Genomic DNA, 24519 nt, shown 5'->3' with positions numbered 1-24519 from the left:
GGTTCCTCCTCGCTTCACGAGCCGGGGACCATCCCCGGCGATTGTCCATAGCAGATGCTAGGGCAAGCGGAGGCGAGCTTAGGCATTGAATCGCGGAGCGAGCGCTGCGGCTACGGGAGCGGGGCGCGAGACGTGCGGAGCGTGCGAGGACCTGCGGGACGTCTCGGCTGCGGGAGCCTGGTAGACCTTCCGGTCGATCTTGCCGTTGGGCGTGAGCGCCACCTCAGGCTCGACCACGATGCGTCGGGGGACCATGTAGGCGGGCAGCCTGCCGGCCAGGCGGCACCTGAGGTCACGGGCGAGACGGGCCACGTCATCGGTCCCATGGTCGCCCACGAGCTCCACGTGCGCCTCGAGGCACGACGACACACGGCGGCGACGGACCACGACGCAGGCGAGCTTGACCTCAGGGGCGTCCGTGAGGGCCGACTCCACCTCGCCCAGCTCGATGCGATAGCCGTTGACCTTGACCTGACCGTCGATGCGGCCGGCACACCACAGCATGCCCTTCTCGTCCACATGGCCGAGGTCGCCGGTGCGGTAGGTGCGCATGGTCGTGCCATCGACCTGCCTGGTGCCGAAGACGGCGCGGGTCTTGTCAGGCTCCCCGTAGTAGCCGGTGGCGACGGTGTCACCACAGATCACGATCTCGCCCTGCGCACCGGGAACCATGACCTTGCCGGTCGCCGGGTCGCACACGAGGATGCGCGTGCCCTTGCGGGGGACGCCCACCGGGAGCTCGTCTGCGGCAGCCATCTGGGGCGTGACCTCGACGGACGAGACCGCCACGGTCGATTCGGTAGGACCGTAGGCGTTCACCACGTGTGCGCCCGGGAAGCGGTCGAGGAGCTCGCGAGCCACGGCAGGCACGAGCGCCTCGCCACAGAAGAAGAAGTGCGTGAGGTCTGGCATGAGGTCGGGGCCGAACGAGGGGTCCGCCAGGCACATCGTCACGAACGAGGGCGTCGACACCCAGCAGGTGGCACCCGAGGCCGCCAGGCGCTTGAAGCACAGAGAGAGGTCGTGCTGGCAGGGCGTGGTGAGCGAGAAGACGCGCGAGCCGGTCGAGAGGGCGGCCACGAGCTCGGTGACCGACAGGTCGAACGAGAGGAGCGCCTGGTTCACGAAGGTCGCGGGATGGGTCGCGCCTGCGAAGAGCGACCGGTCCCACGGCATGAAGTTGGCGACGTCATCGGCCGAGACCTCGACGCCCTTGGGGGCGCCCGTCGAGCCCGACGTGAAGATGACGTACTGGGTGGCCGCACCGGTGACCTCCCAGCCTACGACGCGGTCGCGCGGGGCTGGCGCTGCGTGCCGCGGAGAGCGAGTCGCGGAGCTCGGAGGGACCGACGAGCCGCATGCCGGGCCGGTCCTGGGTGGCCTCGACCGAGAGGGGGTCCACCGCTATGACGCAGGTGGCATGGAGCTGGCCGAGGATGTTTGCCACGCGGGCGTCCGGGACGCCGGAGTCGGTAGGGACATAGGCATGCCCCGACTTGAGGCAGGCCAGGAAGGCACAGACCATGAGGGGGCTCTTGTTGCCGTAGACCACGACGTCCTCGTCCGGGGCCGGGATGTCGCGCAGCTTGCATGCCAGGTCGTCAGAGGCATCCCACAGCTCGCCATAGGTGAGGAGGTCGCCATCGCTCGTCTCCCAGGCGATCGCGTCCGGCGTGCGATGGGCCTGCTCCTCGACTGCAGCGAGCAGGGCGTTTCTCGACGAATCCATGGTGACCTCGTTCCTTGCGGAGATTGCGGCGAGGCAGCCCCCGAACGGCATGTTCCATGGGATAGGTATGGCACTGTCAGAGGAGGTCCGAGGCACGGATGGCAAGGCCTTACGAGACCTGTACAAGGGATAGCGGAGCCTGAAAGCGAGTTGCTGGTGAGCTGAAAGCGCAGCGCGGACGATGGCACGCAAGATGCGACCGATGGCGCAAGACGTCGCGCCGCCACACCGTCCAGCCAGCTACGCAGCCAACACCGCGCATGGCAAGGACCCTGGCCTCAGTACTCCTGGTAGACGAAGCCGGCAGGGGCTCCGATGCCCGAGTCCATCACGAACCACCAGACGAGAAGCGCGACCGCGCAGACCACCACCAGGCCGACCAGGAACGCGGCGGCAGGCGAGGCCGCGAACGTCCGTGCCCACGTGCGGAGCCGCGAAAGCCGACCGGCACCCGCAGCCGCCGTCGTAGCTGCCGGGGTCGTCCCACCCGCAGGCGACGTCGTGCCCGCGGGCACAGCTTGGGAGGCCTTCCTAGCCCGGAGGTTCTTCTCGGCCATGTCATGCCCCCTTCGCGAACTCGTAGATGGCCTTCTCGGCAGCCACCCATCCGGTCCAGCCCAGGTGCGTGCCGTCGCAGGTGAAGAACGGCTCGTACTCGTAGCCCGAGAGGTCGCAGAGCTGCGTCCCGTGCGCCGAGACCGTGTCGCGCACGAGCTCGTAGCGCTGGTCGCGGTCGTCGTTGGGAAAGCCCTCGTAGTCGTACCACGGGCCGCCCACGGGAAGAAGGACCACCAGCAGCTCGAGGCCCACCTCGCTCGCCACGGTGAGCGCATGGTCGAGGTCGGCGTCCTCGGTCGGGGCCTTGAGGAACGTGCGCTTGGACAGGTAGTTCCTGAGCGTGCCGGCCGAGTAGGGCTTGGCGTCCTCGCGGTTCCAGACCTCGTCGTCGATGTAGAAGGAGTTGGTGGTGCAATGTGCCTCGCCGTCGACCAACGCCTGCTGCCACAGGGCGTCCCAGTCGGGCGTTCCCTCGCACCCCGTGGCGCCCACCTTGGCGGAAGGCATCTCGTCGCCCTTCGACGCGCGGACGTCCACCAGGAGCTTCCGGACGTCGTAGTCCTCCTTGGCCTGGAGGTAGACGTCGTTCAGGGCGTCCGTGACCATGTTGTGCGTGCCAGCCCACACCTTCGTGGAGTCGACGCCGAGGTCGAGCAGGCGCTGCCGTGCGTAGGCGACCGAGTCGGCCGAGACGCGCGGGTTGGCGCAGAAGCCGTGCCAGAGGTTGTACGAGAAGAGCGAGCGCGAGGCGTTGGCGGGCACCCCTCCCTCGTAGAACCACTGGGGCGAGACGATGAAGACGGCCTTCCGCGAGCCGTCGGCGTAGATGCCGCCAGGGTCGGTGTCGTCGAGCGCGCCGGCGTAGGCCCCGAAGGCGATCGAGTGCCAGAGGCTCTGGTTATAGCCCTCCCCTATGACCCACATGTCGAGGCCGCAGTCGTGGTCGCCGAAGACCGCGCGCGGCATCTGGGGAACCGTCGAGACGTAGGTGCGGAACTCGGACGAGCCGAACGAGAGGATCGAGTCGGCCTGACGGTTCGCGAGCGCGAAGGCCGGACTCTTGAACTTGTCGCGGACGAAGGCGTAGTCGTAGAGGCGTGGACCCACCGCAGAGGCCGCGGGCACGGCCGAGTCCGCGGCGGCCAGGCCGCCTCCCACGGCGAGCGCGCCCACACCCAGGCCAGCGAGCCGCAGGAAGGCCCGGCGAGACAGCATAGGGTCGACAGACGAGGCCTCGCCGGCGGCGGGCGACGCGTTCGCGACAGGCACGTCCTTCTCGGCGGGCGTCACGTGGTCTGTGGCAGGTTCGTCAGACATGGGCTAGAGACGGCTCGCGACCTGGGCGATGATCTTGTTGGCGGTGTTCATCTGGTCGCGCGGGACGGCCGTCGGAGCGATCTTGACGCCGAAGTCCTCCTCGATGGCCACGAGCAGCTCGATGGCCCCCATGGAGTCGAGCAGCCCTGCGGTGAAGAGGTCCTCGTCGAGGTCGTCGCGGACCCCCTCGTCAGCACAGATGTCCGCCAGATCGTCAAGCAGCCTGTCCTTGACCTCGGATGCGTCAGCCATGAATTCCTCCTAGGAACGTGAACGCCTGACCGGAGAAGAGCGTGAATCCGATGACCACCAGGTTGATGGTCACGAACCAGCATACGACCCGCACGGGCAGGTCGGCATGGTGGACCTTGTAGAAATGCCAGCGACGTCGCATGAGCGTCTCGCCGGCAAGGAGGAGTCCGTGGTACAGCCCGTAGAGGAGGTACTGCGGCGCGATGCCATGCCAGGCCCCCATGAGGCACATGTCGGCGATGAGGCCGACGGCGGCGCGGGTGTCCCGCTTCCTGGGGATTCGGTGCCGCGTGAGCGAGCGCTCGAGGCGCATGAAGACGTAGTCGCGCAGCCAATGCGAGAGCGTGATGTGCCAGCGGTCCCAGAACTCCTCCATCGAGCACGAGAGGAACGGGAGGCGGAAGTTGGCCGGCGTGTCGATGCCGAGCGCGCGAGAGGCCCCCTGCGCCATGAGGGAGTAGCCGGCGAAGTCGAAGTAGAGGAAGCCCGCGTAGGCCCAGGCGGTCACGAAGGCGGTCTGCAGCTGCGGTCCGAGATCCTTGGTGAGGTCGATCGCCGCCGGCTGGTAGTACTGCCTGGCAAGCGTCGCGAGCACCATCTGCATCGCCGCGCCCACCAGGAGCTGCACGATGCCTCGGCCGAGAAGATCGAGGTACTCGGCACGCGGACGTGCCTTGTGGGCGTCTGCCATGAAGCGGCGCGAGCGGTCGATGGGGCCTGAGGTGAAGACCGGGAAGAAGACGAGGAAGCCGACGTAGTCGAGGAAGGGGAGGTCGGTGATGAGGCCGTCCTCCACCTCGAGGAGGACCTGCGTGATCTTGAACGTCATGTACGAGATGCCGATGAAGCCGCCCAAGGGGGCGGCAGCCGCCGTCGTGACCTTATAGACCACGAGCGGGCCGATGGCCGCAGCAAGGCCAAGGAGGCGCACGGGTGCGGTGAGGCCGCGCTCGCTCGAGCAGCGGGCCAGCACGAGACGGGTGGCGACATATCCCAGGGCCACGGAGGCAAGCGCCAGGACGAGGCCTGACCAGTCGTCCGAGAAGAGGCAGACGAGCATGGCGAGTGAGACGACCAGGCCATAGCGGCCGAGCGGGCGCTCGAGCAATCCCAGCACGACGGCCCCCGCCACGACAGCAGCGAGGAGGAAGAAGAAGCTGGGGTCGGAGTAGAAGGACATCTAGCGGGCACTCCCCTGCTGGGTGGCGTCCGGCTGATGAGTCGTTGGCTGTGTCCTGGGCCTCTGCATAGGGCCAGTCTAGGACATGTTTGGGTAGCTGAAGATGCCGGCAGACATCGTCATGCGCGTGACACGACGTGAAACGCTTTCTGAAAGCGAGTGGACACGGAGGGACCGGCGGGGCGCATGGCAGCGGTGACGCCAAGAGGCCGGCACCCCGCAGGTTCGCAGGGTGCCGGCCACGATCGCGGGGTCCTCCAGGAGGGCGCGGAAGCCTACCTGATGAAGTTGGTCATGACGCGGTTCTCGGGCGGCACGGGGGCCTCGATGCCGGCCTGCTCGGCGGCACGACGGCACTTGAGGACGTAGGCCATGTTGGCGCCCAGGACCTGCATGGTCTGCATGCCCTCCTCGTCCTTCTCGACGTCGGCGGGCGTGGCGCCATGGACCTCGTTCCAGTACTTGGACGAGACGAGTGGCATCTCGCAGATCGTGGGGTACTTGGCGAGCGCGTCGAGCGTGGCCGAGGTACCGGCGCGACGGGCGCTGGCCACGACGGCACAGGGCTTGTGGCGGAGAAGGTCCTTCGGGGTCGCGGTGAACAGGCGGTCGCAGAAGCTCTCGATGGCGCCCGACGGGCTGGCATAGTGGACCGGCGAGCCGATGACGAGGCCGTCCGCCTCGCGCATGCGGGCAACGACCTCGTTGACGTTGTCGTCGATCACGCAATGGTGCAGCTTGGAGCACTGACCGCAGCCAAGGCATCCCGAGACGGGCTTGGTGCCGATCTGGTAGATCTCGGTGGAGACGCCGTTCTCCTCGATGGCGCAGGCGACGGCACGGAGTGCGGTGTAGGTGCAGCCACGAGGATGGGGGCTGCCGTTGATGAGCAGGACGCGCATGGTGGTTCCTCTCGACGTTGTTGAACTGCGATACAGGGTAGCGCGGATGGGGATGTGATGCGAGGGGATGTGTGGCCAACGGGCACGGGCAAGGCAAAAGCGGCGAGCAGGACAGGCGGGACCATGCGATGGCGCACCATACGCGCACTCCGCCACGACGCATGGGCAACCCATGCCCGCCGACACGACCCTCCCCCACTGGGTAGAACCCTCATTGTCCGTATCGTCACGGCGATGGGAGCAGCATGTCAAAGCACGGCAGCAAGCACGATCACGACCACACCTCGAAGCACGACCACGCCGGCAAGCACGACCACGCACGCGACGCAAGCCCCGCCCCGCACGACCGCTCCAAGCTCTTCGAGCCCATCAGGATAGGCTCGCTCACCGTGAAGAACCGCATCTCGATGGCACCGCTCGGCATGGTCTGCATGTCAGACTCCCGCGGCGGCTTCACCCAGCGCGCGCAGGACTACTACGTCGAGCGCGCCCGCGGCGGCACCGGCCTCGTCATGAGCGGCGTCACGCTGGCCAACTACGACGAGATGCACGACTTCTCGGTCCCCTGCGCGGCCTATGACCCGGTGTGGTTCGCCAAGACCACCCACGAGATGATCGGGCGCATCCACGCCTTCGACTCCGTGATGTTCCTGCAGATATCGGCCGGCTTCGGCCGCGTCGTCATCCCGCCCATGGCCAAGCGGTTCTATGCCCCCTCCGACCAGGAGAACCGCTGGGACCCCAGCATCCACCAGCAGGGAATGACCGCAGACGAGATCCACAAGCTCATCCGCGACATGGTCGCCTGTGCGGCATCGGCACAGCACGCCGGCTTCGACGGCGTCGAGGTCCATGCCGTGCACGAGGGCTACCTCCTCGACCAGTTCGCCATCGGCCTCTACAACGAGCGCGGCGACGAGTACGGCGGCTCCCTCGAGAACCGCCTGCGCCCCGCCATCGAGATCGTCCAGGGCATCCACGCCGCATGTGGCGATGATTACCCCGTCTCGCTGCGCTACAGCCTCAAGAGCTTCGTGAAGGCGATTCGCCACGGAGCGCTTCCCGGCGAGGACTTCGACGAGAAGGGCAAGGACCTCGAGGAGGGCCTGGAGGCTGCGCACATCCTCGAGCAGGCCGGCTATGACATGTTCAACGTGGACGCCGGCACCTATGACTCCTGGTACTGGAACCACCCGCCCATGTACTTCCAGAAGGGGATGTACCGCGAGTTCGCTCGTGCGATGAAGGAGAACGGCATCAAGGCCCCCATCATCTGCGCCGGCCGCATGGACGATCCCGACATGGCGGCCGACTCCATCGGACGAGACTGCGACCTCATCGGCCTGGGCCGCCCACTCCTGGCCGACCCCGACTGGGCCAACAAGGTGAAGGTCGGCGACGAGGCTGACATCCGCCCCTGCCTGTCGTGCCAACAGGGCTGCCTCGCCCGCCTCGCCGAGGGCCAACCCCTCTCGTGTGCCGTGAACCCCGCCTGCGGCCGCGAGCGCGACTTCGCCCTCACGCCCACCGCGACCCCACGCAAGGTCCTCGTGGTAGGTGGCGGCGTTGCCGGCATGGAGGCCGCCCGCGCCTTGGCCATCCGCGGCCACAAGGTCACGCTCTGGGAGAAGTCCGACCATCTGGGCGGTAACGTGTGCGTGGGCTCGGCGCCCGACTTCAAGTCCGATGACCGGGCGCTGGTCGCCTGGTACACGCGCCAGCTCGACAAGCTCCCCGTGGACGTCCACCTCGGCCAGGAGGCCACTCGCAAGAACATCCTTGCCGCGCACGCCGACGTCGTGGTGGTGGCGAGCGGCGCCACGCCGATCCAGGTCGACCTGGGCGGCAAGGGCCTCCCCGTTCTGGCAGACGACGTGCTCACCGGCAAGGTCACGCCCGGCAACCGCGTCTGCATCGTGGGCGGCGGGCTGGTAGGATGCGAGACCGCGCTCTGGCTCGCCGAGCAGGGCCACGAGGTCGCCATCGTCGAGGCAACGTCCCAGATCCTGGGTGGGGGCGAGGGTATGTGCTTCGCCAACTACGACATGCTCAAGGACGAGCTTGCCTTCCACCACGTCACGCTCTACGAGTCGTCCACGGCGAGCGAGGTCAAGGAGGCCTCGGTGGTGGTGAGCACACCAGGCGGCAACCACGAGATACCTGCCGACACGACGCTGCTCGCCGTGGGCTACCGCGCCGACACCCGGCTCTATGACGAGCTGTCCCGCGAGGACGTCATCACCTATGACATCGGCGACTCGCGCCACGTCCACAACATCATGGGCGCCATCTGGGACGCCTACCAGCTCGCGATGGAGCTCTGACACACGGCGAGAGGAACCATCCCCTCGTGGCCCGAGGGCGAGCGGTAGGTCTCGGGCGGTATTCGGTAGGCACGTGGGCGATGCGAAACAGAACCTCCCCCGCGGGTAGAAGAGAGTCACTCAGGAGCGTCAAAAGACGCGCCGCCCGGGGAAGACCCGGGCACAGCCACTCCCCGTCGGAACCCAGATTCCGGCGGGGAGTTTTCTGTGGCGCGATCCCCTCGACGCGACGACCCACCTCCGGCAAGCACCCTCGGACGCACGCCACCCCGTGACGCGAGGAGGCGGCACGGGGTGGCAAGGACGTTCTCATCGAGCGCGGCTCGACGCCGTGCTAGGCCTTCCTGCGGTACCAGACGCACGCCGCCAGGCAGCCCACGCCAAGGAGCGCGACCAGCATGATTGCCGCGGCAGACGTGGTCGTGTCACCCGTGCGAGGCGTGGTGGCCTCGTCGCTCACCGGCGTCGCCGCCGGGTTGTCCGGCGTGGTGGCAGGTGAGGTGGCCGCGGGGGTCTCGGGCGTCGTGGTCGCAGGCGTCGTGGTCGCAGGCGTCGTGGTCGCAGGCGGCGCGTCATAGGTGTTGCTCACGTCCACCGTCCAGCCGTCCGCGTCCGACCCGGTCATGGTACCGACCTTGCCGGTGTATCCGGTGACGTCGTCCTCGGTCACGGTGTAGGTCGCGCCCGATGCGAGTCCGGTGAAGGTGTGCTTCCAGCCGTTCGCCTCGTTCAGCGCGAAGCTGGCGATCTCGGTCCCGTTCTTGTACAGGTGGACGGTCACGGAGGCAGGCCAGTCAGCCTTGTCCTGCGTGCCGTGGTCCCAGGTCTTGGTGACGGTCACGGTGGTGGGATCGAAGGTGTTGGTGATCGTCGCGGCATAGCCGTCGGCAGCCGTCCCCGTCACGTCGCCCACGGTCGTGCCGTAGCCATCGACGGCGGTCTCGCTCACCGTGTAGTTCGCGGAGGGGTCGAGGTCGGTCCACGTGTAGACCCAGTTGCCGCTCACGTCGGCATCCGCGCTGGTGAGGGTCACCGGTGCGCCCGTGGCCACGCCGTCGGCATAGAGCTGCAGCGTGACCGATCCCGGCCAGTCGGCCTGGGCCTGCGTGCCGTGGTCCCAGACCTTGGTGGCCGTGAACGTGGTCGGCGTGTAGGTGTTCTTGAAGGATGCGGTGTAGCCATCGGTCGCGTTGCCGGTGACGGTGCCACCGGTCGTGGCGTAGCCGTCCACGGAGCTCTCGACCAGCGAGAAGGAGCCATCACGCGGAAGGCCCTCGAATGTGTAGGTCCAGGAGTTGGCGTCGCTCAGCGTGCAGGAGTCGATGGCGGTGGTGCCGTTGTAGAGCGTGTACACCGCACTGCTCGGCCACTCGGCCTGCGGCTGCGTGCCGTGGTCCCACGTCTTGTTGACGGTCAGGTTGGTGTAGCCATAGGTGTTGGTGAAGGTCTGGGTGTAGCCGTCAGCCGCCGACCCGGTGACCCCGCCATCAGCAGCGGTGTATCCGGTCACGGACGTCTCGACCGCACGATAGAGGATCTGCTTGTTCTCGGCAGTGTAGGTGGGCAGGTCCGTCCACTGGTGCTTCCAGGTGCCGGCCTCGTCCAGGTCGACCGCTGAGCCATAGTCGGTGTAGGTCGTGCCTCCGTCGACCGACTGCTGCAGCTGCATCGTCACCGAGGTCGGCGCGTTGGCATCGACTCCGTTGTCCCAGCTCTTGTTCACCGTGAACGTGGTCGTCTTGTACTCGTTGCTCATTCCCAGGAACCCGAAGTTGTGCCCGAAGGAGGCACCGTCGAACGTGGAGGTATAGCCCTGGAGCGGATTGCCGTTGGCATCGGTCTCCGAGACCGTATATCCTGTCGAGCTCGTGTCCTTGGCAAGGAGCGCAGGCCAGACGTAGTACCAGCTGTTCGCCGCATTGAGGGTGACCGGGTTCGTGATCGTGTTGCCGAGCGCGTCAGTCGTGACCGGCTGGCCGTCCTTCAGCAGCGTCATCTTGACCGAGGACGGCTGATAGGCGCTGTACGTGCCGTCGCCCTTCCAGATCTTGTAGACGGCCACGGACATGTAGTCACCGGAGTTGAAGGTGTTGGCGATGGTGGACGTGTAGCCATCGTTTGCGTTGCCGCTCGCCTGACCATCCCCGTAGGTACTGTAGCCGGTGACCGGATCCTCATAGACGTAGTAGGTGAGCATCGGGTCGAGGTCAGAGATCGTAATCGTCCAGTTGTTCGTCTCGTTCAGGGTGAACGGCGAACCTGTGATCTCCTGCGTCCTGGCGGAATCCGTATACACATGCACGTCGACCGACGTAGGATGAGCCTCGTTGGAACCGTTCATGTCCCAGACCTTGTTGATGGTGAGGCTGGTGGGCTTCAGCGTGTTCGTGACCGTCTGGGCGTAGCCGTCGGTCGCGCTACCGGTCACGTTCCCATAGGCCGTCGTATAGCTGTCGATAGCCGTCTCGACCACGTGATAGGTCTTGGTCGCGTCGAGGTGCTCCCAGGTGTAGGTGGCAGAGGTCGTCGTGTCATAGGTGACCGGGTTCAGGATGGCCGTCCCCGTCGCGTCGGTCGTGACCTCGTTGCCGTCGGAATCCATGAGCGTCATGGTCACTGACTTCGGGTTCGTCTCGGTGCCGCGGTCCCAGGCCTTGGTCACCGTGAACGTGGTGTCCACGAGCTTGAACGAGAAGTTCGACTCGTCGACCGTGCGGTTGTAGTAGGCCCACACGTCCAGCGCGCACTGGTCGCCGTCTCCGACGAGGTTCATGCCCTTGGCACTGTTCTTGGTGTTGGTGTTGGTGAACGCCATGGCGCCATTCTCGGAGCTCACGCCTGCCGTGGCATCGGTCTGGTTGCCGACCTCCCAGTTCTTGGAGAGCGTCCAGGGGCTGGTGGTGTCGCCCGCGTTGGAGGACGAGTTGTTGAAGTAGACCGTGTAGTCAGGGCTCGACTCCGAGGCACCGGTGCCGTTGATGCGGCCGATCTTGATGCCGGCATGGTTCTGCTCCACGTCGAGCAGCGGGAAGTGGACCTCGCCGCCCTTGAGCTTGAGCTTGCCGTTGAGCGTCTGGTACGTGCCCGCCGGGACGTAGTTGCCATTGGCGTCCTTGCCGTCCCAGGTGATGGTGTTGGTCGTACCCTTCTTGAGGGCGTTCGACAGCACCACGGTGCCACCGCCCGTCGAGGAGAAGTCGAGCTCGATCTGGTATGACGTGGCGCTCGTGTTGGCGTCGGCGGTGAAGCTGAACGTGCCACCCTTGCCCACGTAGCCCTCGTTGGCCGTGGAGTCGTCGGTACCGGTGAACTTGAGGTCCGAGACGCCGCCTTGCCCGCTCGACGGGTCGGAGATTCCCAGAGCCGTGAGGGCATCCGAGGACGGGCTCTCGTAGAAGAGGTTGTACGTCTCGTCGAGCGTGGAGTCAGAGGGCTCCTTGTTGAGCGTGACGTCGTGGTTCACGATGTCCGAGAGCTGGTTGTTATTCGACCTGACACCGTGGTAGAGCGACGAGTTGGTCGACGTGGTGAGAAGGCCTCGGTTGTTGGCGAAGAACATGAACCCGTACGGGTCCATGCCGTTGAAGTCGACCTTGTACTTGTAGCCGTCGTTGGTGACCGCGTAGACCGTGGAGTCGAGCGAGTCGTTGCCGCCCAGGACGTTGCCGCCCATGTTGAGGAAGAGGGTGCTCGTGAAGACGCGGCCGGTCTGGAGCGTCCCGTTGTCATAGACCGAGATGTCCCACGAGGCCACGGTGCCGCCACGCTGGGTCTGCGCGAAGGGGGTCGTGTTGCTTGCGAGCGTCTTGACCGGATCCTGGCGCGTGTGTCCCGACGAGAAGAACACCACGGTGTAGACGCCGTCCGAGGGGGCCGTGAAGGCATTGGCGTCGGTCTTGGCACTGGCGGCCACCGAGCCCACCGGGGTGAGGCCGTTGGTGGAGCTGACCTTGTAGCCGGTACCGGTGCCCGAGACGTCGACGCCGCCCGCCTCCTGCGTGGAGTCGTAGATGTAGCCGGGGGTGGTGCTGGTAGAGGCGTCAGGCAGGTCGATCAGGGTGACGTCCGAGTTCAGCGTCCCATTGGCATACGGCAGCGCGTCGGTCACAGACGAGTAGTTGCCCTTGGCCACGTAGACGTCAGCGGTGTTGAGGTAGGTGAGCTCGGAGTCAGAGAAGCTCGTGCCCATCTCGGCGTTGCTGAAGAGGTAGCCGGAGTTCTTGTTGTCCGCGACCTCATAGAGCTTGGCAGTCGAGACGGACGTGCCGAAGTAGGCGGTCTCGCCCTGCTTGAGGTAGACGTGCATCACCGAGAGGCGGTTCTCGCCCTGGGTGAGGGCGTTATAGCGCTCGGTGTAGGGACGGTAGCCCCCGTTGGCGACGAGATCCTTGGTACCCTCGGCATGCGCCTGGGGCGCCATGCACAGGCAGAGGATCAGGCCCAGCAGGATGGAGACGATCAACGGTGCGGAAAACCTTCGCGTGGCATTGTTCAAGAGAGCCCCTTCCCTCGCGGCATTGCCACCGATTCTAGCATGGGAAGGTCAAATATATTGATGAATGTTCAGCTTTTTGCCAGACGGTATCAGCGCAGGCAGATACGGTCGGCGAAGGCATATGAGACGCGCGAGAAGGACCTTGGGATAGGCAAAGGCTGAATGATCGGGCGATGGTCCGCAGCCCGCGCTTCCTACGACGAGCAGCTCTCCCTCACGAAGCCGAGAAGGTCCTCATACCCCAGGGAGCCATCGGCCACGCCCATGATCATGTCATAGAAGTCATCCGCCCGTGGTTTGAAGCGAATCCCGTTCCCTCGAAGGAAAGCAATGACGAGAGCTGCGCCGGTTCGCTTGTTGCCATCGCAAAAGGGATGCTGGGTCACAACCTCAAAGCCGAGACGTGCAGCCTTCTCCTCAATGGTCGGGTAGAGCTCTGCACCACCGAACGTCTGCCAAGGTCGTGCTACGGCTGCCGCAAGAAGCGTCTCGTCGCGGACCCCATCCAGGCCGCCATGGCGCTCTATCTCGAACGAATGGATGGCAAGGGCTTCATCGATGCTAAGCGCCCCGCGGCGCCGGCTCATTTAGCAAGCCTTTCAAACATATCGAAGTACTCGTCATCGGCTTCCATCGCGGCCTTCACGTAGTCGCTCTGGACGGCTTCCGGCTCGTCGATCGGGACAATCTTGAAGGCGGGCTTGTTGTGCTTGAAGACGGTCACGGAGACATGGTCCTCCATGACCTTGTTGGTGATGGTGGTGAGGTCACGACGGACGTCGGTGAAGCTCGCGGTGAGCGGCATGGGAGTCCTCCTTGGAAGCAATGCTTTCTGTACAGTTATCGTACCCTTAATCTGTACAGAATAATGTGCACTATCTGGAGCCGCCATACTCCCCTAGCCTGCCATCGCCCTCGAGATCGCAGCGCATACCGCCGACGAGGGGCGCGCCGTCTCGCAGGCCTCTTGATCGTCAGAGATGCCGTCAGACGAGAGGCTGAGCATGGCCCTCAGTTGAGCCCGCGCTTCTCGTCGAGCCAGGCCTTGAGGGTATCAGCATCGTTGCTGCGCAGGCTGAACGTGCTCGAGCCACCCGCCGTCACGAGCGTCACCTTAGAGAAGAGGCCACTGCGCCTGATGCTGTCCTGCGTGATGCAACGGATGGGGATGGTGGTGCGACTGCTCATATCCGCACGAACGGGTCCATCGACCCCATGCTCGTCCGCCCGGTCGAGATGGATATTGCCACGCACGTACTCGACCTTCCTCTCGTAGAGGCCGATGTGCGTCACGGGGGACTGGAAGTGTGTGACGAGCTCAAGGGAGGCGTCCGGGAAGTAACGCATGGCAGGGCGGCCGTGCACGACATCGGAGAACACGTCGCCCAGGCTACGCGCGGTACGGTACGAGAGGAGCACGACCGCCGCGACGACGGCGGCGACCATGCCAAAGATGACGAGCGGGTTCAGGAAGAGCCACCAGAGCAACCGCCAGAACAGGCAGAGCCCGATGCACACGAGAACGACCACGAGCAGGACGTTGCTCGAAGCGTTGCGGTTGCCATTGGCCAACGTGGTTCCCTTCACCGTGGAAATGCTTTGCTCAGACAGTATACGAGCGAGTACTGCCCTAGCTCGTGGACGCCTGACCCGAGCGAGGTCCCCCGCCGCCCTTTCATATCCATAGATGTCAATCGAGGAATTCATCGCCGATGGGTTGGCCCCATCAGGTCCCACGACGGACGGCAAGTCATCAATCGACCGAGGCGTGCTCGCTGGCCTCCAGCTCCCTCTTGCTCTTGTCGAGTGTCGCGAGGTTCTCGTCTATGCGGAGCGCGACCGTCTTCGTTGCCATGGCCACCTCCATACAGCAGGAAGACACTGCCGCGCTTTGGCATTTACGGATGTCGTGCGTGTAAAGCCATCTATACCTTCTCGGCACCCGCCGCGTCGAACGCCTCCAGGTACTCCCCCACAGACCTCGTCATCTCGCGCGCGAAGGTCGAGTCGTACTTGCGCTCGTGGAAGGCCGAGACCCAGTCCTCGAAGGTCGTCCCCATCGGCACACGACGCGAGACGAGCTCGCGGCACACCGCCTCGTCCGGCTCGCGATAGGCGTCACGGCACACGATCGCACCCATCGGGGCGCGTGCGGGCTTGGGCCGTGCCTGCTGCTGGGCCGTGGGATACCCCAGCACCAGCATCACGGCCGGGAACGTATGCTCGGGCAGGTGCAGCAGGTCGCGCATCTCGTCGCAGCGCTCCATAACGTCCCCGACGTAGCAGGAGCCCAGCCCATACGACCACGCTGCCGTGACGACGTTCTGCGCGGCGATCGCCGCGTCCTCCACGGCAAGCATCAGGTCGCCCACGCCGGGCTGGCGCGGACACGCGCCGGCCACCTCGTAGGTCGCTGGCCACTTGTGACAGTCGGCCACGAGGATGAGCACCATCGGCGCGTGTGCGATGAAGGGTTGATTGTCGCAGAGCCTGGACAAGGTGTCCTTCTCGGCCTGGTCGTGTACGTCGATGATGGTGTAGAGCTGCTGGTCGCCCGCCGTGGGGGCTTGCGTGCCCGCGTCGAGGACGCTCGCGCGCACGGTGTCGTCCACCGGACGGTCCGTGAACGCACGGACGCTCACACGGGCGCGGAGCTGGTCCGTGACCTGGTTATGGATGATATGGGGCTCGGGTTGGTCCGGCATGACTCGCCTCCTGGTCAGAGTCTTGATGGGACCCATGGTAGCGCGCAGGAGGGAGCGGATACCTGATCGCGGGCGGAAGCCGCTACGCGAGGCACGTGCGGCGAGCCTGCCGTAGCCAGCCCCTACAGCGCCATCAGGGCCATGTAGGCGACCACGCCCACCACGGCACACCACAGCAGCGACCTCGTCCTGAGCGCCACGACCACCACGATGCCAGCCGCCACCAGAGGCAGCGCCGCCGGCCACAGGCCAGCATCGAACATGCCGGGCGTGAGGAGGTCGTTGGCGACCAGCGCCGCGAAGGCCGCTGCCGGGATGAGGCCCAGGGCCTCGCTGACACGAGGCGACAGGGCACGGCCACGCAGCGCCAGCAGCGGCACGCACCGGCATGCCAGGATGACCACGAGCACGCACCCATAGAGGCCGAGCAGCTCCGATGCGCTCATCGTCTGCCCACCTCCCCTGCCACGAGCCCCGCGGCCACGCCTACCACGGCGCCCACCAGGATGCCGGCACCGGCCAGGCCCGCGCACTTGCACACCACGACGCCCAACGCCGCGGCGACCATGACCACGGCCGTCACGGGCGTGTGCGGCTGGGTGGCCGCCAGGCAGATGAAGATGGCCGTCATCGCGAACGACGCCACCGCCACAGGCACGCCCACGACGCTCCCCACGAGCGAGCCCAGCGCGTTGGACACGCCCCAGCTCGTCATGCAGAGGAGGTTCACCAGCGTGGCATGTGCCGGCGTCCAGGAGGCGTCGGCGGCGAAGCGCCCGAGGTTCACGCCGAAGCTCTCGTCGGTCACGGTGGCCGAGAAGAGCGTGGCGAGCCAGCGCCGCGTATGCGAGAAGTACGGCGAGAACGCTGCCGAGTAGAGCACCTGGCGTGTGCTCACCAGGCTGACCGACGCCGCGATGGTGAGGAGCGGCTGGCCTGCCAGCACCATGTTGCAGACCATGAACTGCCCGGCCCCCGAGTAGAACGTCATGCTCACGACGAAGGCGAGGAGCGGTCCCACGCCGATCTGGTCCTCGAGGATGCCGCAGGGGATGCCGATGGCCACATACCCGAGCATGACAGGCAGTGCCGCCTGAAGGGCGGCCGTCATGCGGGCGGATTCGTATGTGTCTGGATAGGTTGCCATGTGACCTTGCAGTATAGGCGCGCGATGCCGCTGCAGCAGGCTAAAGTGACAGGTTTCTGAGATTGGTTGTCAGAAGTGGGCCCAGGCATGATGGCGCGCGCTGGCACCGCAGGTCGGCGGATCGCACCTCTTGGCAGACGTCGGAAGCAGGACGTCCCTCTCGGATGCGAAGGCTTCGGATCTGTTGCAGATGCCACCGCCCGACGAGCGTCCCCGCATGGAACGTGCGAAGATGGGCAGACATACAGCAAGGCACGATGCGGCGCGGCAGCACGGGAGGCAGCATGGCGGACGGCGAGGACGACAACGGCACGAGGCACATGAGCAACCAGGTCTATGTGGCCTTGCTGCTCATCGCCCTGAGCCTGGGGATGGCCGTGGGATTCCGCGGCCTCTCGAACAGCTCGTCCACCAGCACCTCGACCTCGCTCAGCGGCAACCAGGTCCCCGCCACGGCACAGTCGTCGGTCACGGAGGCCGCCAAGACCGACGGTACCTCGGTGGTCGGTGCCGCAGCCGCGGCTGATGCCATCACCCCCACCAAGGACGCGGAAGGCTCCCCCACCGAGCCCGTCTCGCTCGACGCGGACGGCACCTGGCCTGCCACCGGAAGCTGGGTGAGCGTGGAGCTCGATGTGCTCACGCTGCGCGCGGCCGACAGCGACACCTACCGCTGCTCGCTCACGTCGCCCTCAGGCACGACGTTCGTGCAGGCCACCATGGGCGAGGACACCGCCCAGGCCATACGGGAGGCCATGGCCGCCGCCGGCGACGGGTTGGGCACGGTCACCCTGGTGGGACGTGTGGCCGGCACCACCTCGCAGGGCACCGCCACGCAGCACGTGATTGCCGGCTGCACCGTCGCGAGCTCGTAAGTACTGGCGCGCCGGCGACACGCGCCAGGGTCACTTAGGGCAGGCAACGCAGGGCGACGATCACGTTGCCTGGCGAGAGTGACCCGCAGAGTGGCCTGGGAGCGATGCCGGGGTCACCCAGGGCAGGCAACGCGTACAAGCAGGCACGTTGCCTGGCGAGAGTGACCCGCAAGCGCCCTCCCGGCCCAACCCGACCGCAGTCCGACGGCCTACCCCAGCCTGACCGTCCGCGCGTCCATGCGCTCCACCGGCCCCAGCTCGCGGGCGATGGCGACGGCATCCTGGAACTCTCGGTCCAGGAACATGGCCAGCACGATACGCTCGAGGCGTTCGGCATAGGGTCGCACGGCCGCAAGCGCCACCTGGAACGCGTCGTCGAACGGGTAACCATAGACGCCGCATGATATGGCCGGGAAGGCGATCGAGGCGTCGCCCGCCGCAAGCGCCAGGTCGCACGAACGCGTATAGCACCCACGCAGCCGAGAGGCACATTCCGCAGCCGACGCAGCAGACCACACCGGGCCCACCGCATGGATGACGTGCCGCGCCTGGCTGATGCCATAGGCACCCGTGAGCTTGGCATCGCCCGTCTCGCATCCTCCCAGGCCGCGGCACTCCTCGAGCAGCGCCGGACCTGCCGCACGGTGGATGGCCCCGTCGACGCCGCCGCCCCCGAGCAGCGTGTGATTGGCAGCGTTCACGATGGCGTCCACCTGGGCGTCCACCACCGACCCATGCCAGACCTCGATCATGTGCGCTCCTCTCGGATGGATGCATGCGCGAAGGCCGCCGATGCCCCGGCGCCCGCGGCCTCGCCGCAGGCCGACAGGATCCTAGGGCATCTCCGCCACCTTTGCCTCGACGAACCAGCGCGGCCCCTCGAACCAGAGGTAGGTCGAGCGCCCCCCTACCCGTATGGTATAGCGCATGCCCGTGCCACCCGTCTTGAGCGAGCATGCCTGCCGCACGTCGAGCACACGGTCGACCTCGTAGCGGATGCCGTCGTCCCACACCACGGCCGTGGGGCGCACGCGACCGTCAGGGTCGGTCACGCTCTCGACCTCCACATAGCGCTTCTCGCGCGAGACGATGTCCCTCATGCGTGCCCACCTCCCTGCCGCGACCACGTGCGCACGGCACGACCGACATGCGCCGCATGCCCTCCTGCCCACCTCATGCGAAGAACGAGACGGGATGGGTGGTGTTGTCACGCTCCGGGTCGAGCCCTGCCAGACGCTCGTCGGCAAGCTCCACGCCGCGTCGCACGGCATGGTTGCCGAAGCGGGCGCGCAGGGCGTCGATGCTGGCATCGAGCGCCTGAGCCTTGAGGCGGGCCTCCTCGCTCCCCCAGAGGTCGAGCTGCACCGGCCCCGTGAGCGCCGGCACGAGACCGCTCGCCCGCACGGACAGGGCCCGCACCGGCGTGTCGGCGACATCCCAGCCCTCGTCCATGAGACGGGCCATGGTGCCGCAGAGCTCGGAGGTGACGTTGCTGGGCCGGGCGAGGCGGCACTGGCGGCTGCGATGGGCGAGCGTGGCGGCATCACGCGCCGAGACGGACACGCAACGTGCCTCGAGGCCGAGCGCACGCACCCGCTGGGCCACCGACTCGCCCATGAGCCACACCACCTGACGGGCGCAGGTGGCATCCTCCACGTCGAACGGCATGGTGATGCCGTTGCCCACGCTCTTGACCGCACGGTCCACGTCGCAGCTGGCAAGGTCGAGCGGCCGCACCGGGGTGGCGTCCATGCCGCGGGCGAACCCCTGGAGCACGCCTCCAACCTTGCCCAGGCAGCGCCGCACGAGGGCGGCGTCACAGCGGGCGAGGTCCCCTATGGTGGCGACACCGATGCGGGCGAGCTTGGCCGTGGTGGCCGGCCCCACGTAGATGAGCTCGGACACCGGACGCGGCCAGACCACGTCCATGGCATTTGCCGGGAGGACCTCGAGGTAGCCGTTGGGCTTGTCATGGTCCGAGCCGAACTTGGCGAAGACCTTGTTCCACGAGACCCCCACCGAGACCCCAAGGCCGAGCTCGCTGCGCACCCGCTCCGAGATCTCACGCGCCACGAGCGTGGCGTCGCCCCCGAACAGGTGCGCCGAGTCCGTGACGTCGAGCCAGGCCTCGTCGGGGCCGAAGGGCTCCACCAGGTCCGTGTAGTCATAGTAGATGTGCCGCGCCAGACGGCTGTAGCGATGGTAGAGCTCGTAGTGGGGCGGCACCACGACGGCCTCGGGACAGGCGGCACGCGCCTGCCACAGGGTCGACGCCGTGGTGACGCCCGCGGCCTTGGCCTCGTAGCTTGCCGTGAGCACGATGCCGTGACGGCTCTGCTCGTCCCCGCCCACGATGACGGGACGACCCCGGAGCTCGGGGTGCTCTGCCTGCTCCACGCTGGCATAGAAGGCGTTCATGTCACTGTGGATGATCGCGCGCATCGCCACCCCCTCCTCGCCTCTGATGATAGAACATCTGTTCGTATCATGGGGCAGGGTCGGGACAGAATCACGACGCAGGCGAGAAGCACGGGGAGGTCGGTGAAGGTTCGATGAAGCAGCAGGCAGAGGCTAGGTCCTACCTGAGCGACTCGTTGTAGCGGGCCTTGAAGCGATACATCATCCGGTCGGCCTGCTCGATCACGGTGGCGATGTCGTCGGTGGCAGGGTCGTAGTCGCACTTACCCATCGAGACCCACGGCATCCAGTCCTTGTCCTTCCGCACGTCCGTGAGGGAGTTGAAGAAGGTCGAGCTCAGGGCATCGACCTTGTCGAGGTCGTGACGCATGACCACGCAGAACTCGTCGCCTCCGATGCGATAGCATCGCCCGTGCTCGGCATAGGCGCCCCGCAGCAGGGAGCCCACCTGGCGGAGGCAGTCGTCGCCCACGGCATGGCCGTAGTCGTCGTTGATCCGCTTGAAGTTGTCCACGTCGAAGATGAGCAGGGCGAGCGGCTCGTCGGTCTGGGTGATGGTGGAGTCGTAGCTCCGGCGGTTGAGCAGCATCGTGAGCGAGTCGGTCTCGAGGATGATGTTGACGTAGTAGATGTAGAAGAGCATCGCTGCCATGGGGAGGCAGATCCAGTCGACCCGTACGGACGAGTCGAGCGTCTGGGCGCCAAGCCCCACCAGTATCAGCACCATGATGAAGAGCAGGAGGTTGTTGTCGCAGCCCTGGTACATGGTGGACACCTTCGCCGAGGCGACGACAAGATAGGCCATGCTCGCAAGACAGGCGAGCTCATAGACCCAGTAGAATCCGGCATGGGAATAGACGCTCTGGGCATCCACGACGAACGTCAGGCCAAACGGGACCGAGAGGAACTCGAGCGCGGCATTGGCCGCGAGCGCCAGGCAGACGGCCCTCATGCGCGCCTTCGACGCCTTCGTGCCGCTCCCGAGGATGCCCGCGGCAAGGGGACCGAGCATGGGGACGCACGAGAGCTCCGTCGCCTTGATGAGCCCATGGACGAGGACCGTCGAGCTCCCCGTGCCCTCGAGCTGCACGCCGCCCCACTCAGCCACGGCCGCGAGCGCGACCACACCGAACAGGATGATGAAGCGGTGGCGCACGAGGGAGGAGATGGCGTCCCCGCTCCAGACCACGAGCATCATGATCAGCATCGAGAGCAGGCAGAGGACGATCGTCATCGTGTAATACGCAGACATGGTCCCCCTCCGGCCGGATGCGACGAGACGGCATGCAGCAGCACGGCTCCATCCATCATGACGGTACAAGGATAATGTCTGCACCCAATCCGTGCCATGGGCGTAACCGATGCTTCATAAAGTGGAAAGCCCGTCGAGACAGGACCTACCCTTCGAGGGCGCGGCGACCCAGCTCGAGGCAGCCCATGATGCCCTGCTTCTCGTGCAGGCTGTTGGGCACGACGTAGGTGTCCATGTGCTCGAGCTCGGGCGTCTTGATATAGCCGGCAAGGTAGTCCGCGAGCTTCTCGCGCACGAGGGGGAACACCTGCTCCTGGTGCATGACGCCACCGCCCAGGATGATGCGCTGGGGAGAGTAGCAGAGCACGTAGTCGCAGAGCGCCTGGGCGATGTAGTCGGCCTCGAGGTTCCAGACCTCGTCGCGACCGTCGAGCTCCTTGGCAGGGGCACCCCAGCGGGCCTCGATGGAGGGGCCCGACGCCAGGCCCTCGAAGCAGCGGTCATGGAAGGGGCAGACGCACTCGCCCGGGTCGGACGGGTCCATCTGCAGGAGGATATGGCCAGCCTCGGGGTGGAGCATACCGTGGAGCAGCTCGCCGTTCACGGCCACACCGGCACCGATGCCCGTGCCGACCGTGAGGTAGACCACCACGTCGAGCCCACGGGCGCAGCCATAGGTGAGCTCGCCCAGGCAGGCCACGTTGACGTCGATGTCATAGCCCACAGGGATCCCGAGGCGTCCCTGCATGGTGCCGAGGAAGTCATAGCCAGCCCAGCCAGGCTTGGGGGTGTCGAGCACGAAGCCATAGTCAGGGCTCGACGGGTTCACACCGGTGGGACCGAACGAGCCGATGCCCAGGGCCTCCACGTCATGGGCCGCGAACCACTCGGCCATGCGAGGGACGACCGTCTCGGGCTGGGTCGTGGGCATGGACTCCTGCTCGATGACCGTGCCATCGGCCTTGCCCACCGCAAGCACCATCTTGGTGCCGCCGGCCTCGAGTGCCCCGATGCGTGTGGATGCGTTCAGCTCTGCCATGGAATCCCCCATCTGTGCCAGCAATGGACATACTCAAGGCCGCACGGTAGCACACCGCACAACGGTGTGTATGATGCCACACCAAACCAGTAAGGTTCCCATGGCGCTACGAGTGGTGAGATACGTCGGTAAACGGCAGCTTAATGGATACGGTATCAATACCATACCAGTTAGAGCGGACGAGCCCGCAGGGCAAGAGGTCGCGGCCTGCGGGCCCCATCGATCGTCAGGCCCCCAGCGCCGACAGCGCAGGCGCGGGGACGTCAGCCTTGTCGACCTCCGAGAAGCTCCTCACGGTGCCGTCCTGCTGCACCTGGACACAGAGCCAGGCGCCGTCCCTGAAGGGACCGTTGCCGAGCATCGACTGGACCTCGACCTGCGTGGTCGAGCCGCTGGCATCGGCTGCGGTGAGCGCATAGGTGTAGTAGCACTCGCCGGCCTCGGGCACCTCGCTCTCGATCCCCTGTCCCGAGACCTGCACGTAGTAGGACTTGGACATCGCGGCAGCCGCCACGCGCGGTATCACGATGGCACACGCCATGGCCACGACCACGCAGGCCACCCCCACGAATACCTTCTTGCCGATTCCCATGACCCGCTCCCATCCTCGGCGGAAGCCCCTTCGCAAGCCGGACCATGAGGTCCTTCTCGGCCCGTCCTCCTGACGGGTGCCTCCGACAAGGACAATCATGGGCCAGCGCACCCTGCGACACACGAACGCAGGGCTTACGTCTGGCTTGCGCTTTTGTAAGGGTGCAGGGCCTTATGGGGGATGCCGAGAGGAACCGTCACGCCGAGGCGGGCGGCCTCCTGGTCAGGATGCGGTCGTGCTCGAGGGCATCGGCCGCAGGCGCGGGCAGGTAGACGGAGAGGCTCCCCGGACCTGCGTCGAAGTCGGCACAGCCGTCCTCGCCGATGGTCACGTCGGCCTCGGCGCCGATCACGCAGCGCCAGGTCTCGCCCACGTGCCCCTCCCCCACGCACATGTGCTTGGCGCCGTCGTTGCGATCGGACAGCACCACGGCCACGCCGCCTGGGAGCTTGGCCACGTCCGCCGGTGCCTGCGAGGGGTCGCCAGCACGCGTCCAGCCGATGAGGTCGGCATCGTCGAGGTAGTCGCGCTGCGTGCCATAGGCGAAGCTGCGGCGGCACTCCATGAGCAGCGGCAGCTCCTTGACGGCGGGGATGCCGCCGTCGTTGGGCATGCCGAAGAGGTCACCATAGAACACGCAGGGATAGCCCGCCTCGCGCAGGAGTATGAGTGCGTAGGCCGAAGGCTTGAACCAGCCCTCGACGGTCGAGGCCAGCGCCTGGTTGGGCTGCGTGTCGTGGTTCTCGACGAAGGTGACGGCATGGACCGGGTCGGCCGACACGATGGTGCCGTCGAAGATGTGGGCCAGGTCCTGCGAACCCTGCGAGCTCGAGGCCATGAAGAGCTTGTAGTGAAGCGGCACGTCGAACAGGCTCATGACCTCCTCGGAGCCGAGGTAGGCCTGGAGGTCGCCCAGGTCGGGCGTCCAGTACTCGCCCACGCAGAAGAGCTCGCGCTTGGTGGCGGCGCGCACGTCCGCGAGCCAGCGCAGGTAGAACTCGCGGCTCATGTGCTTCAGGGCATCCAGGCGCACGCCGTCCAGGCCGCAGGTCTCGACATACCACACGCCCCAGCGCACGAGCTCGTCGTAGACGGGCGGATAGAGCAGGTCGACGTCGTCGCCCATGAGGTAGTCGAAGTTGCCGTTCTCCTTGTGGGTGACCTCGTCGTCCCAGTGCTTGCCCTGGAAGAGCCAGATCGAGCTCCGCTTGGTGGCCTCGTCGTAGTCCGTGCCGTGGAAGCAGTTCCAGTCCCAGGTGAAGTCGCTGTAGGTGCCATGCCGCCCTGGGAAGGTGAACCTGGTCCAGGCCGTGATGGTCTCGGGGCCGCTCGTCTCCTCCTCGCGGTTGTTGGGGTTGACCTCCTCGGCCTCGACCTGCTCGCACTCGTCTGCACCCATGCGATGGTTGAGCACGACGTCGCCGATGGCCTCGATGCCCGCCTTGTGGAGGGCACCTACGGCCGCCAGGAGCTCCGCCTTGGTGCCATACTTGGTGGCGACGGTGCCCTTCTGGTCGAACTCTCCCAGGTCATAGGTGTCATATACCCCGTAGCCCACGTCGTCCTTGCCGCCCTGCCCCTTATAGGCAGGGGGCATCCAGACCGCCGTGATGCCGACGTGCGTGAAGCCCGGCGCCATCTTGGCCAGCCGCTTCCAGTGCCTGCCGTCACTCGGCAGGTACCACGAGAAACCCTGGAGCATCGTCCCGTTCATACGAGGCCTCCCCTCTTGCC

23 protein-coding genes are annotated in these 24519 nt (G+C 66.3%); 2 read left to right on the top strand and 21 right to left on the bottom strand.

Going from position 1 to position 24519, the window contains the following annotated elements; all coding sequences use genetic code 11:
* Window positions 1-78 precede the first annotated feature (78 nt).
* The 7 genes from LKE50_06225 to LKE50_06195 form a co-directional block, all read right to left on the bottom strand.
* The gene (locus LKE50_06225) at window positions 79-1245 is read right to left on the bottom strand and encodes an AMP-binding protein (GenBank protein MCH3968197.1); all 1167 of its coding nucleotides are present in this window, start codon (window positions 1243-1245) and stop codon (window positions 79-81) included.
* Complete coding sequence (locus tag LKE50_06220) at window positions 1190-1729, bottom strand: AMP-binding protein (GenBank protein ID MCH3968196.1); 540 nt, start codon at window positions 1727-1729, stop codon at window positions 1190-1192. Before LKE50_06220 ends, LKE50_06225 begins: the two co-directional genes overlap by 56 nt.
* A 278-nt stretch (window positions 1730-2007) precedes the next feature.
* Entirely contained in the window at window positions 2008-2286 is a 279-nt protein-coding gene (locus LKE50_06215; GenBank protein MCH3968195.1) for a hypothetical protein, read from the bottom strand.
* A 1-nt stretch (window position 2287) separates the two neighbouring features.
* Window positions 2288-3604, bottom strand: coding sequence for a D-alanyl-lipoteichoic acid biosynthesis protein DltD (gene dltD / locus LKE50_06210; protein MCH3968194.1), 1317 nt, complete (start codon window positions 3602-3604; stop codon window positions 2288-2290).
* 3 nt (window positions 3605-3607) lie between these two features.
* Window positions 3608-3856, bottom strand: coding sequence for a D-alanine--poly(phosphoribitol) ligase subunit DltC (gene dltC, locus LKE50_06205; GenBank protein ID MCH3968193.1), 249 nt, complete (start codon window positions 3854-3856; stop codon window positions 3608-3610).
* Window positions 3849-5036, bottom strand: coding sequence for a D-alanyl-lipoteichoic acid biosynthesis protein DltB (gene dltB, locus LKE50_06200; GenBank protein ID MCH3968192.1), 1188 nt, complete (start codon window positions 5034-5036; stop codon window positions 3849-3851). Before dltB ends, dltC begins: the two co-directional genes overlap by 8 nt.
* Window positions 5037-5311: 275 nt before the next feature.
* On the bottom strand, window positions 5312-5938 hold the full coding sequence (locus tag LKE50_06195; protein ID MCH3968191.1) for a flavodoxin family protein: 627 nt from the start codon (window positions 5936-5938) through the stop codon (window positions 5312-5314).
* Between the two features lie 245 nt (window positions 5939-6183).
* Between LKE50_06195 and LKE50_06190 the strand changes: the two genes are divergently transcribed.
* Complete coding sequence (locus LKE50_06190; GenBank protein ID MCH3968190.1) at window positions 6184-8262, top strand: FAD-dependent oxidoreductase; 2079 nt, start codon at window positions 6184-6186, stop codon at window positions 8260-8262.
* A gap of 334 nt (window positions 8263-8596) precedes the next feature.
* Here the strand turns inward: LKE50_06190 and LKE50_06185 are convergent, their stop codons facing one another.
* The 7 genes from LKE50_06185 to LKE50_06155 form a co-directional block, all read right to left on the bottom strand.
* A complete protein-coding gene (locus LKE50_06185; protein ID MCH3968189.1) occupies window positions 8597-12724 on the bottom strand; it encodes a Cna B-type domain-containing protein in 4128 nt (1375 codons plus the stop codon).
* Window positions 12725-12951: 227 nt separating this feature from the next.
* Complete coding sequence (locus LKE50_06180) at window positions 12952-13344, bottom strand: type II toxin-antitoxin system death-on-curing family toxin (GenBank protein MCH3968188.1); 393 nt, start codon at window positions 13342-13344, stop codon at window positions 12952-12954.
* Window positions 13341-13562 carry a type II toxin-antitoxin system Phd/YefM family antitoxin gene (locus LKE50_06175; GenBank protein ID MCH3968187.1) on the bottom strand — a complete coding sequence of 74 codons (222 nt, stop codon included), beginning with the start codon at window positions 13560-13562 and terminating at the stop codon, window positions 13341-13343. The genes LKE50_06180 and LKE50_06175 overlap by 4 nt, the downstream gene beginning before the upstream one ends.
* A 206-nt stretch (window positions 13563-13768) precedes the next feature.
* On the bottom strand, window positions 13769-14329 hold the full coding sequence (locus LKE50_06170; protein MCH3968186.1) for a hypothetical protein: 561 nt from the start codon (window positions 14327-14329) through the stop codon (window positions 13769-13771).
* Between the two features lie 353 nt (window positions 14330-14682).
* Window positions 14683-15462: a nitroreductase family protein gene (locus tag LKE50_06165; protein MCH3968185.1), complete on the bottom strand. Its 780-nt coding sequence runs from the start codon at window positions 15460-15462 to the stop codon at window positions 14683-14685.
* Between the two features lie 122 nt (window positions 15463-15584).
* Entirely contained in the window at window positions 15585-15908 is a 324-nt protein-coding gene (locus LKE50_06160; protein MCH3968184.1) for an AzlD domain-containing protein, read from the bottom strand.
* Window positions 15905-16609, bottom strand: coding sequence for an AzlC family ABC transporter permease (locus LKE50_06155; GenBank protein ID MCH3968183.1), 705 nt, complete (start codon window positions 16607-16609; stop codon window positions 15905-15907). The genes LKE50_06160 and LKE50_06155 overlap by 4 nt, the downstream gene beginning before the upstream one ends.
* 284 nt (window positions 16610-16893) lie before the next feature.
* Here LKE50_06155 and LKE50_06150 point away from each other — a divergent pair, with 284 nt between their 5' ends.
* Window positions 16894-17484, top strand: coding sequence for a hypothetical protein (locus tag LKE50_06150; protein MCH3968182.1), 591 nt, complete (start codon window positions 16894-16896; stop codon window positions 17482-17484).
* Between the two features lie 209 nt (window positions 17485-17693).
* On the opposite strand, the gene LKE50_06145 is transcribed toward LKE50_06150, so the two are convergent.
* The 7 genes from LKE50_06145 to LKE50_06115 form a co-directional block, all read right to left on the bottom strand.
* A complete protein-coding gene (locus tag LKE50_06145; GenBank protein MCH3968181.1) occupies window positions 17694-18236 on the bottom strand; it encodes a macro domain-containing protein in 543 nt (180 codons plus the stop codon).
* Window positions 18237-18317: 81 nt separating this feature from the next.
* Entirely contained in the window at window positions 18318-18584 is a 267-nt protein-coding gene (locus tag LKE50_06140) for a hypothetical protein (protein MCH3968180.1), read from the bottom strand.
* Between the two features lie 73 nt (window positions 18585-18657).
* A complete protein-coding gene (locus LKE50_06135) occupies window positions 18658-19926 on the bottom strand; it encodes a DNA polymerase IV (protein MCH3968179.1) in 1269 nt (422 codons plus the stop codon).
* Between the two features lie 136 nt (window positions 19927-20062).
* Entirely contained in the window at window positions 20063-21154 is a 1092-nt protein-coding gene (locus LKE50_06130) for a GGDEF domain-containing protein (GenBank protein MCH3968178.1), read from the bottom strand.
* Window positions 21155-21299: 145 nt separating this feature from the next.
* Window positions 21300-22193 carry an ROK family protein gene (locus LKE50_06125; GenBank protein MCH3968177.1) on the bottom strand — a complete coding sequence of 298 codons (894 nt, stop codon included), beginning with the start codon at window positions 22191-22193 and terminating at the stop codon, window positions 21300-21302.
* Window positions 22194-22419: 226 nt separating this feature from the next.
* Window positions 22420-22785: a YxeA family protein gene (locus tag LKE50_06120; GenBank protein ID MCH3968176.1), complete on the bottom strand. Its 366-nt coding sequence runs from the start codon at window positions 22783-22785 to the stop codon at window positions 22420-22422.
* A 196-nt stretch (window positions 22786-22981) separates the two neighbouring features.
* Window positions 22982-24499 (bottom strand): alpha-amylase, encoded by a 1518-nt coding sequence (locus tag LKE50_06115; protein MCH3968175.1) that lies wholly within the window; start codon window positions 24497-24499, stop codon window positions 22982-22984.
* Between the last annotated feature and the right edge of the window lie 20 nt (window positions 24500-24519).

The sequence above is a fragment of the Atopobiaceae bacterium genome (assembly GCA_022483015.1).
Classification (GTDB): domain Bacteria; phylum Actinomycetota; class Coriobacteriia; order Coriobacteriales; family Atopobiaceae; genus JALCUE01.
Note: the sequence above shows the minus strand (reverse complement) of the source record. Positions and strands in the feature narration are given on the sequence as shown.